General features: G+C 68.0%; 8 protein-coding genes and 1 riboswitch. Of the genes, 3 read left to right on the forward strand and 5 right to left on the reverse strand.

The genetic code is table 11. The features are described 5' to 3' along the window. Positions 1–76 precede the first annotated feature (76 nt). Complete coding sequence (locus tag E2F46_RS05085) at positions 77–1,528, forward strand: trypsin-like serine peptidase (RefSeq protein ID WP_133321015.1); 1,452 nt, start codon at positions 77–79, stop codon at positions 1,526–1,528. A gap of 15 nt (positions 1,529–1,543) precedes the next feature. On the opposite strand, the gene E2F46_RS05090 is transcribed toward E2F46_RS05085, so the two are convergent. Beyond that, positions 1,544–2,767: a multidrug effflux MFS transporter gene (locus E2F46_RS05090; protein ID WP_133321359.1), complete on the reverse strand. Its 1,224-nt coding sequence runs from the start codon at positions 2,765–2,767 to the stop codon at positions 1,544–1,546. A 23-nt stretch (positions 2,768–2,790) separates the two neighbouring features. After that, on the reverse strand, positions 2,791–3,495 hold the full coding sequence (locus tag E2F46_RS05095) for a hypothetical protein (RefSeq protein WP_133321016.1): 705 nt from the start codon (positions 3,493–3,495) through the stop codon (positions 2,791–2,793). 219 nt (positions 3,496–3,714) lie between these two features. After that, positions 3,715–3,834, forward strand: a riboswitch (glycine riboswitch). Positions 3,835–3,990: 156 nt separating this feature from the next. On the opposite strand from E2F46_RS05095, the gene gcvP reads away from it, so the two are divergent. Continuing rightward, positions 3,991–6,867 carry an aminomethyl-transferring glycine dehydrogenase gene (gene gcvP / locus E2F46_RS05100; RefSeq protein WP_133321017.1) on the forward strand — a complete coding sequence of 959 codons (2,877 nt, stop codon included), beginning with the start codon at positions 3,991–3,993 and terminating at the stop codon, positions 6,865–6,867. Between the two features lie 243 nt (positions 6,868–7,110). On the opposite strand, the gene E2F46_RS05105 is transcribed toward gcvP, so the two are convergent. The 3 genes from E2F46_RS05105 to E2F46_RS05115 form a co-directional block, all read right to left on the reverse strand. Next, entirely contained in the window at positions 7,111–10,032 is a 2,922-nt protein-coding gene (locus E2F46_RS05105; RefSeq protein ID WP_165967353.1) for a bifunctional diguanylate cyclase/phosphodiesterase, read from the reverse strand. 136 nt (positions 10,033–10,168) lie between these two features. Beyond that, positions 10,169–11,386 carry an NAD(P)/FAD-dependent oxidoreductase gene (locus tag E2F46_RS05110; protein WP_133321019.1) on the reverse strand — a complete coding sequence of 406 codons (1,218 nt, stop codon included), beginning with the start codon at positions 11,384–11,386 and terminating at the stop codon, positions 10,169–10,171. Positions 11,387–11,422: 36 nt separating this feature from the next. Then, positions 11,423–11,779: a cupin domain-containing protein gene (locus E2F46_RS05115; RefSeq protein ID WP_133321020.1), complete on the reverse strand. Its 357-nt coding sequence runs from the start codon at positions 11,777–11,779 to the stop codon at positions 11,423–11,425. 151 nt (positions 11,780–11,930) lie between these two features. On the opposite strand from E2F46_RS05115, the gene E2F46_RS05120 reads away from it, so the two are divergent. After that, positions 11,931–12,389 (forward strand): hemerythrin domain-containing protein, encoded by a 459-nt coding sequence (locus E2F46_RS05120; RefSeq protein WP_133321021.1) that lies wholly within the window; start codon positions 11,931–11,933, stop codon positions 12,387–12,389. Positions 12,390–12,393 lie beyond the last annotated feature (4 nt).

Consider the following 12,393-nt stretch of genomic DNA (forward strand, 5'->3'; position numbering starts at 1 on the left):
TTGGCGGGCCACGGTGATCCGGCGTGGTAATTTGCCCGGACCCCGGGCGCGGCGCCCCACTCGATGGATGGATCCCATGAAGCTCGTGCATTGCGTTCTGCTTGCCGTCCTGTCGTTCCCGCTGGCGGCCACTGCATCGGCGGTCGAGCGCGTCGACGGTGAAGCCAGCCGCACACCCGCGCAGGCAACGGTGCAATGGCGTGGCGCCAAGCGTGCCGCCATGGCGCTTCCCTCCCTGCGCTACGGCGAACTCTCCGCCGAACGTATCGCCACGCTGCATGCCGCCAACCGCACGCGTGCGCACAAGGCCACGCAGATCGGCATTGCGCGCACGGCCGCGCACGAGGGCGCCGGTCGGCAGTTGCCTGCGCTGTCATGGGAGCCGCTGGCGGCTGGCGGCCATGTCGCCAGGTTCGAAGTCACCTCGCCGGTCGCCCTTGGCCTCCGCGTGGGCCTGCGCATCGAAGGCCTGCCAGACTCGGCGGAACTGCGCTTCGGCGGCTCCGAGTTGCCACTCGGCGACCTGCTGCTGATGCGCGGCGACGAGATCGCCAACGCCACGCTCGAAGACGGCGTGTTCTGGTCGCCGGTCACCGACGGCGAAACCCAGGCCATCGAGATCTTCCTGCCCGCGGGTTCCGATCCGTCGCGGGTGCGCGTGGCTGCACCGCAACTCTCGCACCTGCTGGCCAACAGCCGCCGCAACTTCAAGATCGTCGAGAAGATCGGCGAATCCGGAAGCTGCAACGTCGATACCGCGTGTCGCGTCGGCGAACTGGGCGCCGGCTTCGTCCATGCGAAGAATGCGGTTGCGCACATGGTGTACAACCTGTTCAACACCAATGGCTCGCTGTACGGAACCTACATCTGCACCGGCACCCTGCTCAACGACACCGTGCCCACCACGCAGGTACCGTATTTCTACACCGCGGACCACTGCTTCGCGGGTGGGAGCGGCGGCGTGCCTGCACAGAACCGGCAGAACGTCGCCAACACGCTGACCACGCACTGGAATTACGAGGCCACGAGCTGCGGCAGTGGCGTCTCGACGACGCGCACGCAGGTCACCGGTGGCGCGGACGTGCTGTTCAACGATGCGAACAGCGACGCGATGCTGTTGCGGCTGCGCAATGCGGCACCGACGGACGCGACCTTCTCGGGCTGGGATTCCGCGCCCCTGGGCAGCGGGCAGGCCGTGTTCGCGATCCACCATCCTTCCGGCGACGCAAAGAAAGTGTCGTCCGGGCAGAAGACCGGGCAGGACGCCGTGAGTCATCGCGTCGGCTGGATTAGCGGCACGACGGAAGGCGGCAGCAGCGGCTCTGGCCTGTTCACGTCCGGACCGGGTGGATTCCTGCTGCGTGGCGGCCTGTATGGTGGCAATGCCAGCTGCGCGAACACTGGATCGGTATCGAACGCCAACAACTTCGACTGGTATTCGCGCCTGGACGTGGTGTTTCCCCAGATCCGCCAGCACCTCGCACCCCAACCGATGCGCAGCAATGGCGCGCAACCACTCGTGCCGTGATCGCAAATGCCGGGCCTAGAGGTGTTCGGCAGGCTCCAGCACCGCTGGTGATGGCGGGCATGGCGGCTGCCGTCCGCGACGCGTCTCGCGCTGCCAGAACAGCCAGCCCACCAGGGTAAACAGCGCCGCCGTCGCGGCCAGCCACCAGCCCGTGTGGCTGACCAGCGGCGACAGCGCCCCGGCCACCACCGCATTGAGCACCAGGCCGGTGAAGGCCTGCAGCGACGAGGCGGAACCGCGCTGGCGCGGGTACATGTCCAGGATCGACAGGGTGATGATCGGGAACACCAGCGCGATGCCGAAGGCATTGAGCGTCATCGGCAGGATCGCCCACGGCACGGTCGGTTCGGCGACCAGCAGGTGGTAGGCGATGTTGGCCACGCCGGCAACGCCGCAACAGGCGAAGCCGATGTTCACCAGCCGCCGCCCTTCGATGCGCCCCGCCGCACGCCCGGACACGAACGCGCCGAGCATCATGCCGCTGATCATCGGTACGAAGAACCAGCCGAACTGGCGCTCGTTGAGCCGCAGCAGCTCCATCACGAACACCGGCGCCGAGGCGATGAACAGGAACAGCGCCGAAAAGTTGAACGCGCCCGCCGCAGCCAGCCGCTGGAAGCGCGGGTTGAGGAAGATCGCCACGTAGTCGCGCAGCAGCTTCTTCGGGGCCAGCGACAGGCGCGCCTCGCGCGGATGCGTCTCCGGCAGCCAACGCCAGCTAGCGGCCATCAGCAGCGCGGAAAACGCCACCAGGAACCAGAAGATCAGCGGCCACTGCCCCCAGCCCAGGATCCAGCCGCCGATGATCGGCGCGATGGCCGGCGCCACGCCGAAGATCATCGTCACCTGGCTCATCAGCCGCTGCGCATCGTCGCCGTGCAGCACGTCGCGGATCACCGCACGCCCCACGATCAGGCCCACGCCAGCGGACAGTCCCTGCATCGCGCGGAACACCAGCAGCGTCGGCAAGTCGCGCGCAAGCGCACAGCCCACCGAGGCCAGGGTGAACACCGCCAGCCCGCCCAGGATCACCCGCCTGCGCCCGATGGCATCCGACAGCGGCCCGTGCACGATGCTCATCAGCGCATACGCGATCAGGTACACGCTGATCGTCTGCTGCATCGCCACCTTGTCGGCCGACAGGTCCGCGCCCATCACCGGGAAGGCCGGGAAGATGGTGTCGATCGAGAACGGACCGAACATCGCCAGCCCCGCCAGCAGCAGGGCGAGCCGGCGCATCGGCAGCGGCGACGGTTTCGAGGTCAAGGCGTGGCTTCGCCGTCGTTGGAGCCATCCGCATCAGCGGGCGGCGAAGCCTCGGGCAACAGGCTGCCCACGCCCTCGATCGGGACCACCAGCGCACGTTGCTCGGTCCGGTTCCACAGGAACACGAACGCGCTACTGGTACCCAGCGTGCTCCACTGCCCCGGCAACGCGAGATCACTTCGGGCCAGTTCCACCGCCACCCGGTTCACCTCGCCACGCTGGATCGCCGTCGCACGATCATTGCTGTGGGTGAACAGCACCGAGGCCATCACCATGACCGCCACCAGCGTCACCATGGTTTCCGGGTGCAGGCCGAAGTACGCCCACCAGTCGCTGCGCTTGGGCACCAGCAACCGCCCCCACCAGCGTGCCTGCAGCCGTTCGGCCCGCTCGGGGTTGCGCTGGCGCCAACGCTCCGGCCACAGGATCAGCACCGAGGCCCCCAGCGTGAACGCCAACAGGAACAAATACACCGGGCGGCGCAGCCCGGTCACGAAGTAATCGCTGGCCTGCATGTACTCCAGGATCGGCAGGTCGAAGCGGCGGTAGAACCAGTAGCTGTCCCAGAGGCCGACGATGGACACGAACAGGTAACTGCAGGTCACCAGCAGCATGGGCTCGCGATGGAACACCCGCCACAGCCGGGCGATCGCTGACTCATCCTGCGGGCCGTGGGCGGCTGGGGGGGGTGGATCGGTCATTGATGGGGCCTTGCCGGATCGGCATTCAGGTTAACAAGTTCCAAGACGGCAGCGGCGCCCAGGCGTGACCCAGGACGGGCGGAGCCGTCGCACCCGCCGCCGCCGCGCCAGCCCGTTATAATCGCCCACGCAACTGGTGGGAGAAGCGCGCGGGCCGGGATGCCTGCCGCTGCCGAAGGCGCAAACGCCCGTAATCGCTCAGGCCCGATACCACCATCGCACCAACACTCTGGAGAGACCGACCGGCATTGCCGGAACCGGCGCCGAAGGGGCACGAAGCAAGCGGATCCTCGTCCCGCGCGCTTCCAAACTCTCAGGCAAAAGGACAGAGGGGCACGACCGGACGCCCGCACGCCTCCGTTCGTCGTTTCCGCGCAGGCGGGAACCCATCGACGTTGCACATCTGCAAGGCCACGTCCATGGATCCCCGTGTTCGCTGGGATGACGATCGAAAGCGGGGTTCCGCGCCGCCACCGCCCCTGACGGAACCCCGCCATGTCCAAGCCTTCCCTGCGCGACCTCGAACACCACTCCGCGTTCATCGAACGCCACATCGGCCCCAACGATGCCGAAGTCGCGCACATGCTGCGCGTGGTCGGCCACGACTCGCTCGACGCGATGACCGACGCCATCGTGCCCGCCAGCCTCAAGGCCACCGGCGGCCTGGCGCTGGACGACGCCATGACCGAGGTCGAGGCGCTGGCGAAGATCCGCGCCATCGCCAGCGGCAACGACGTCTACCGCAGCTTCATCGGCCAGGGCTACTACGGCACGCACACGCCGAACGTCATCCTGCGCAACATCCTCGAGAACCCCGCGTGGTACACGGCTTACACGCCGTACCAGGCGGAAATCTCGCAGGGGCGCATGGAGGCGCTGATCAACTTCCAGCAGATGTGCGCCGACCTGACCGGCATGGACATCGCCAACGCCTCGCTGCTGGACGAAGCCACCGCCGCCGCCGAGGCCATGACCTTGGCCAAGCGCATGGGCAAGTCGAAATCAAACACGTTCTTCGTCGCGGACGACGTGCATCCGCAAACGCTGGAAGTGGTGCGCACGCGCGCCGATGGCCTGGGCATCGACATCATCGTCGGGCCGGCGGCCGATGCCGCATCCCCCGACAGCTTCGGCGTGCTGCTGCAGTACCCCAACACCTTCGGCCATGCCGCCGACCACGCCGCACTGGCCGAGGCGGTGCATGCGCGCGCCGGCATCGTCGCCGTCGCCACCGACCTGCTCGCGCTGACATTGCTGAAGGCGCCCGGCGAATGGGGCGCGGACATCGTGGTCGGCAACAGCCAGCGCTTCGGCGTGCCGTTCGGCTTCGGCGGCCCGCACGCCGCGTTCATGGCCTGCCGCGACGCCTACAAGCGCTCGATGCCCGGCCGCCTGATCGGCGTGTCGGTGGATGCCGAGGGCAAGCCCGCCTACCGCCTCACCCTGCAGACGCGCGAGCAGCACATCCGCCGCGAGAAGGCGACCAGCAACATCTGCACCGCGCAGGTGCTGCTGGCGGTGATGGCCTCGATGTATGCGGTGTACCACGGCCCGGAAGGGCTGACCCGCATCGCGCGCCGCGTGCACAGGCAGGCATCGATCCTTGCTGCCGCGCTGCGCAAGGCCGGCGTGTCGGTGGGCGATGCGTTCTTCGACACCCTGCACGTGACCGGCGTGGATGCCGAGCAGATCCACCTCTACGCCAGCCACCAGCGCATCAACCTGCGCAAGATCGACGCCGGCAGCGTAGGCATCAGCCTGGACGAGACCGTCACCCGCGCCGACCTGTCCGCGCTGGCGAAGATCTTCGGCGTGGACCTCACCGACAGCGCCATCGACGCGCTGGATGCCGAGGTCGACGATGCCCTGCCCGCGTCGCTCGCGCGGTCGTCGTCGTTCCTCGACCATCCGGTGTTCAACACCCACCACAGCGAGCACGAACTGCTGCGCTACATGCGCGCCCTGGCCGACAAGGACCTGGCGATGGATCGCACCATGATCCCGCTGGGCTCGTGCACCATGAAGCTCAACGCCACCGCCGAGATGATCCCGGTGACCTGGCCGGAGTTCGCGAACATCCACCCGCTGGCGCCGCCGTCGCAGACCCGCGGCTACCGGCAGCTGATCGATTCGCTGGAAGCGATGCTGGTCGAGATCACCGGCTACGACGCCGTGAGCTTCCAGCCGAACTCCGGCGCGCAGGGCGAGTTCGCCGGCTTGCTGGCGATCCGCGCCTGGCACCGGTCGCGTGGCGAAGGCCATCGCAACGTCTGCCTGATCCCCGAGTCGGCGCACGGCACCAACCCCGCCAGCGCGCAGATGTGCGGCATGAAGGTGGTGGTGACCAGGTGCGACGCCAACGGCAACGTCGACGTGGGCGACCTGCGCGCGCAGGCCGAGAAACACTCGGCCAACCTCGCCGCGCTGATGGTCACCTACCCGTCCACGCACGGCGTGTTCGAGGAGGACATCGTCGAGATCTGCGAGATCGTCCACCAGCACGGCGGCCAGGTGTATACCGACGGCGCCAACCTCAACGCGCTGGTCGGCCTGGCCAAGCCCGGCCAGTGGGGTTCGGACGTGTCGCACCTCAACCTGCACAAGACGTTCTGCATCCCGCACGGCGGCGGGGGACCCGGCGTGGGCCCGTGCGCGGTGAAGGCGCACCTGACGCCGTTCCTGCCCCGCGGCCATCACAGCGCCGACGGCACGGTCGGCATGGTCTCGGCCGCCACCCACGGCAGCGCGAGCATCCTGCCGATCAGCTGGATGTACATCGCCATGATGGGCAAGACCGGCCTGAGAAAGGCGACCCAGGTCGCCCTGCTCAACGCCAACTACATCTCGAAGCGGCTGGCGCCGCATTACAGGACGCTCTACACCGGCCGCAACAAGCTGGTGGCGCACGAATGCATCCTCGACCTGCGCCCGCTGGAGAAGGCCACCGGCGTCACCGCCGAGGACGTCGCCAAGCGCCTGATCGACTTCGGCTTCCATGCGCCGACGCTCAGTTTCCCGGTCGCGGGCACGCTGATGGTCGAACCTACCGAAAGCGAGTCCCAGCACGAGCTGGACCGCTTCATCGACGCGATGATCCAGATCCGCGAAGAGATCCACGCGATCGAGGACGGCCGCCTGGATCGCGACGACAACCCGCTCAAGCACGCGCCGCACACGGCCACCGCAGCCGCTGCAAGCGAATGGACCCACGCGTATCCGCGGGAGCTGGCGGTGTTCCCGCTGCCGGTGCTGAAGCAGCAGAAGTACTGGCCGCCGGTGGCGCGCGTGGACAACGTGCACGGCGACAAGAACGTGTTCTGCGCGTGCATCCCGGTGGATGCCTTCAAGGAAGCGGAAGACGCCGACGCCTGAGCCGACGCCGCAAGTCGTTGATCGTGGCTGCCGCAGATGGCGCCATCCCGCAAGGGGTGGCGCCATCGTCGCGAGGGGTGGACACAAATGCGTCATCTGCGCTGCAGCGCAGTCGCCGCGCCACTTCGCGCGCCTTGTCCGAGCGCTGCTCCACAAGCTTGTCCACAGCATCGGTGGATATCTCGGGCTCGGTGGCCGAGGCCAGTGGCCGTCACGGGCCTTGCACCCCGACTGCGCCTTTGCTCAGGCAGCCGCGCGCAGCGCCTGCAGCAGGTCGTCCAGTGGCGCAGGTCGCCCGAGGTGATAGCCCTGCGCCTGTTCGCAACCGTTGCGACGCAACCACTCCAGCTCTTCCTCGCGCTCCACCCCTTCGGCGATGGTGCCCAGGCCCAGCCCGCGGGCGAGTGCGATCAGCGCACGGCAGATCGACGCATTGCGTTCGTCGGCGTGCACGTTCTGCACGAAGCTGCGGTCGATCTTGAGGCAATCCAGCGGCAGGTTGCGCAGGTAGGCCATGCTGGAGAAACCGGTTCCGAAATCGTCGATGGAGATGCGAACGCCTGCCGACCGCAGTTCGAGCATGCGGGCCCGCGCGACCTGCGGGCGACGCACCACCACGCTTTCCGTCAGTTCGACGTGCAGCGCGCCGACAGGCAGTCCATGTTCGGCCTGGACCGAGCGGATGGCGTCGGGCAGGCCGTCGCCCAGCAATTGCACGGCAGAGATGTTGATCGCAACCGCCACGTCGCCATGGCCATGTGCCGCGAGACGCCGGTAGCCAAGCGCCGCCTCCGCCAGCACCCAGCGTCCGATCGGCACGATCAGTCCCGAGGCCTCGGCCAGCGGAATGAAAGTGGCCGGCGGGACATGGCCGCCGCCGGGGCGCCGCCAGCGCAACAATGCTTCGACTGAAACCAGCCGATTGTCCTCCAGGCGGCGGATCGGCTGGTAATGCAGTTCGAATTCCCGGTTGTCGATCGCGTCGCGCAGGCTGCGCGCCAGCGCCAAGCGCTCGGCAGCCTCCTCGGCCATGGCGTGGTCATAGGGCAAGGCCTGGGTCTGCTCTTGCCACGCCTTCAGTGCCGCCAGTGCTGCATGCCCGATCACTTGCTCGGCGCCTTCCCCGGGCTCCGGCCCCTCGGCGATGCCGATCGAGGCTTCCACCGGATGCGCCCCTCCCTCGGTGTGCACCGGCATGGCAATCGCCTCTTCCAGCGCAGCCAGCATTTCGTGACGGCGCGACGCATCCAGCGCCACCACCACGAACGATTCGCTGGGCCAGTAACCGGCCAGGCCGAAGGTCTCGCCCACCAGCGAGATGCGCTCGGCCATCTCGCGGAGCAGCAGTTCGCTGGTGCTGCGCCCCAGCGTGGGCGCCACTAGCTCCAGCTCCCGAAGTCGCACGTATGCGACGGCATAGCGTGCGCCCAACGCGTCGGCGGCACGGCGATCCAGGCGATCGGTCAACGCCTCTACGGTCTCCAGCCCCGTGGTGCTGTCGTGCGTTGCACGCCACGCGAGGTCGCGCTCGTACGTCATGCGGTCGCTGATGTCTTCCGCCAACACCAGTCGCGCCGGCCGTCCACCGAATTCGATGCTGCTGCTGAAGATGCGCACGTCAAGGCGGCTGCCGTCCTTGCGGACATGGGTCCAGACCCCGTCCACGTCCTGGTCCCCAGTGCGTTGCCGCATGGCCCCCATTAACGCGGGGCGATCCTCCGGTGGACGGATGTCGAGGATGGTCTTCTCCAGGAACTCGCGGACGCTGTACCCATACGCGGCAACGGCTGCCTGGTTGACCGCAATGAAGCGCAACGTAGCGACATCGAATACCCAGAACGGAAGCGGGTTGCGCTCGAACAGCGCGCGGAATTGCGCTTCCGCGCGCTCGATCCGCGCTTGCGCCAACCGGCGCGAAGTGATGTCGACCACGGTGCCCGCCAGCCGACCAGGCGCACGACCACTGCCGGCCACGCCGCCGCGCGCGCTGATCCAGCGCTCGCTGCCATCGTCGAGCAGCACACGGTATTCGGTCAGGTAGGGCGTGCCGCTGCCGCGCGATTCCGCAAAGGCCTGTTCCACGCGGGCACGGTCCTCAGGATGCATGCGTTCGAAGAACCTGTCCGCCGGCAGCACGGCTGCCTCGGGCGCCAGTCCGAAGATCGCGGCGGTGTGTGCCGAGACGCGGATCATCATGTCGTCCGACTCCAACCGCCACACGCCCGTCGATGCCGCCTGCTGCGCCTGGTCCAGCCAATCCGCCTGCGCCTCCAGCTCGTCGAGCAACGCGTCGCGGGCACGTTCGCCCGTGGCCAGGCGATACACCAGGTACCCCAGGCCCATCCAGTACAGGGCCACGATGGCCGATGCCAGCGCCACCAGCCACATCCAGGGCGTCAACGCCTCATCCAGCCCGATCCCCGCGGCCACCAGCACGCCATACCCGTTGGTGCCGCTGAAGCCTGCGGTACGTTCGACCCCATCCAGCTGGCTGACCATGCGCAACGATGCCGTCCCGGTGGCGTCGCGCACCTGGTCCGGCAACTGGATGCGACGTCCCGCGAAATCGACATTGCCGCCGTTCTGGACCCGCGCCAGCACCGTGCCGAGCTGGTCGAGCATGGTCACGCTGCCGTCTCGCCCGATGTCGAGGTCGCGGATCATGCGCTCGAATTCACTTGCATGCAGGCGCGACAGCAGCCACTGGTCCTGGCCGAACGGGAAGGCAAGCCGCAACCACCAGCCGCCATCGCCGTCGGCCTGCAACGGCCCCACCAGCAGCCGACCGGCGCTGCGCATGGGCGTCGCCCACCCCGGCAGGTCCGGATCGCCTTCGCCAGAGGTCATGGCCTGGCCACGGGCATCCACCAGTACGATGGAATGCAATTCGGCATGGCGGGACACCACGCCCTCCACGCCATCGACCAGCAGCGCCTGCGCCTGTTCCGGTGCGGTGGTCGCGAACACCTCGGCATCGGCAGAGATGCCCGCCATCGCGCGTTCGAGGTTGCGCAGGCCGAAATAAAGCAAACGGTCCACGCCGGTCGCCAACGCCAGGCTTTGCCGGTGCGCGGCATCGATCCGCGCCTTGCGATCCTGCAGCAGCAGGACCGCCAGTCCCACCATCAAGACCACGCCCAGCACCACGCCCACGGTTCGCACCATGGCCGCGGAACCCGCGCTCCGGAGCGGCATTTCGTTCTGCAACGGCATCTTCCCCAAGGCCGGGCCTAACCTTGCCAAGCATCCGCAGCAGGCGCAACCCGATCCCCATTCATTTTGTCGATGATGTTCCCCCTGCTCATGCCCTGTCGAACGAGAACAGCGACGCCAGCGCATGGCGCCGTCGCTCGATCAATGCGCGCAACAGCGGCGCCCCCGCCATCGAATAGGTGATGCCATTGCCGCCGTAGGCCATCGCGAACAGCGCGCGCGGGCCATGCTGCGGATGCGCGCCGAAATACGGCAGCCCGTCCTTCGTTTCGGCAAAGGTGCCCGCCCACGAGAATGCCGGTTGCAGCGGCAGGTGCGGGAACATGTGCTGCACCCGCTTGAGCAGCTTGCGCGCCTTCTTCTCCACGCGCGCGTCGCGCTTGGCCGGCACGTCGACCGCATCGTCCTCCCCCCCCACCAGCAGCCGGTCGTCCTCGGTCGGCCGCAGGTAGAGGTAAGGTCGCGCCGACTCCCACACCATCGTGCTGCGCAGTTTGCCCAGCATGTCGGCATCGATTGGATCGGTGATGAAGGCGTAGCTGCTGCGGTTGGCGGCAACGCGCTTGTCCAGCCACTTCTGGTTGGCGTAGCCCGCGGCGAACACCACGTGTCCCGCGCGGATGGCATGGCCATCGCCGGTGCGTGCCAGCACGCTGCGCGACATGACCTGGAGGTCGTCGATGCGGGTGCGGTCGTGGATCGCCGCGCCCTGCCTTTCCAGCCGGGCGAGCAGGCGATACGCCATGCGGTACGGGTCGATGCTGGCGCCCAGGCGGCTGAGGATCGCCGCGGGCGCATCCACCCCGTACGTCTCGACCAGCGGTTCGCGATCGAACCACACCACGTCGAAGCCATGCCTGGCGCGCAGTTCGAATTCGTCCCACAGGTCGCCGCGATGCCGTCGCTTGCTGGCGAAATAGAGGCTGTGGCAAGGACGGATGCCCGCGTCACGCAGCCCGCGCAGGCTGCGTGCCAGGTCTTCCAGCGCGGGGATGGCGTCGGCACAGGCCCGGTAGGCCTGTACGGCGGCATCCTCGCCGTACTCCCTGGCCAGGTCGACCATGTGCGTGTCGATCTCGTACTGCAGCAGGCCGGTGCTGGCTGCGGAACTGCCCCAGCCGACATCGCGCTGCTCCACCACCATCACGTCGTGCCCGTGGCGCGCAAGCTCGTCGGCGACCAGCGCACCGGTGATGCCCCCGCCCACCACCAGTACGTCGCAGCGGGCGTCCTGCTGCAGCGGCGGGAACGCCTGCATCAGGCCGTTCCTGACCGCCCAGTAGGGATAGCCGCTTTTCAGATCCATCTTTCCAGGTCCATGGTGTCCTTCGCCTCTCGCGCTTCAGCCCCTGGGAACCGGACGGCGGCCCGGCGGCAACGGCTCGCCGTCGTCGCCGTAGGCCGGGGGCGAATAGAGGTTCAGGGTCTTCAACGGCGTGCGCCCGGTGTTGCGGATCTCGTGCCGTTCGCCGCGCTCGATCACCAGCAGGCTGCCGGCGCGGAGCCGCCGCCGTGCGCCGTCGACGATCGCCAGCCCGGTGCCGGACACCACGTACAGCCACTGGTCGGCACCGCGGTGGGCATTGTCCGGGCCGCCTTCGCTTGCGCCCGGCGCCAGCACCATCTGCGCCGCCTGCACCTTGCGCACGGCGAACAGCGGCAGGAAACCCTTGCCGAACCTGAGATGCCTGGACTGCATGCGGGTCTCCCGTCGTGCCTGCGCTGCACCTTGTCCCAGCGCTCGTCAACACGCCGCGAAGCCGGGCCCGCTTCCCGGCAGGCCGCACGCAGACACCGCATTCACGATGCCGGCCGCAGGATCCGGTCCGACCCCGCCCCGCCGTCATGCCATGGCCGACAACCTCTACGATGCCCTGCGCGAAAGCCACGAGCGGCAGCGTTCGCTGTGTCGCAAGCTGCTGCGCTCGCCGCCGCGCAGCGCACGTCGCATCGAGCTGTTCACCGAACTGCGCATCGAGCTGGCCGCGCACGCTGCCGCCGAGGAACGCTACCTCTACGCGCCGATCCTGCTGCACGATGCCGGCCTGGACTCGTCCCGCCACGCCCTGCACGAACACCACCAGATCGACGAGATCATCGAAGACATGCAGGTCGTGGGGAAAGCCGGCGCCGGCTGGATGGCGAAGGCACGGAAGTTGTCGGAAAAGGTGCACCACCACCTGCGCGAGGAGGAGAAGAAATTCTTCCAGGTGTCCGGCAAGCTGCTCAGCGACCGCCAGAAGTCGGTGCTGGCCGGACAGTACCGGCGGGACTACGCGCGCATGCTGGAAACGCTCCGCGGACAGTAGCTGC

The organism is Luteimonas aestuarii, assembly GCF_004357985.1.
Classification (GTDB): domain Bacteria; phylum Pseudomonadota; class Gammaproteobacteria; order Xanthomonadales; family Xanthomonadaceae; genus Luteimonas; species Luteimonas aestuarii.

Coding starts and splice junctions, on each gene's coding strand:
- E2F46_RS05085 (WP_133321015.1), top strand. CDS start 77: ATGAAGCTCGTGCATTGCGTTCTGCTTGCCGTCCTGTCGTTCCCGCTG.
- E2F46_RS05090 (WP_133321359.1), bottom strand. CDS start 2,767: ATGCGCCGGCTCGCCCTGCTGCTGGCGGGGCTGGCGATGTTCGGTCCG.
- E2F46_RS05095 (WP_133321016.1), bottom strand. CDS start 3,495: ATGACCGATCCACCCCCCCCAGCCGCCCACGGCCCGCAGGATGAGTCA.
- gcvP (WP_133321017.1), top strand. CDS start 3,991: ATGTCCAAGCCTTCCCTGCGCGACCTCGAACACCACTCCGCGTTCATC.
- E2F46_RS05105 (WP_165967353.1), bottom strand. CDS start 10,032: ATGGTGCGAACCGTGGGCGTGGTGCTGGGCGTGGTCTTGATGGTGGGA.
- E2F46_RS05110 (WP_133321019.1), bottom strand. CDS start 11,386: ATGGATCTGAAAAGCGGCTATCCCTACTGGGCGGTCAGGAACGGCCTG.
- E2F46_RS05115 (WP_133321020.1), bottom strand. CDS start 11,779: ATGCAGTCCAGGCATCTCAGGTTCGGCAAGGGTTTCCTGCCGCTGTTC.
- E2F46_RS05120 (WP_133321021.1), top strand. CDS start 11,931: ATGGCCGACAACCTCTACGATGCCCTGCGCGAAAGCCACGAGCGGCAG.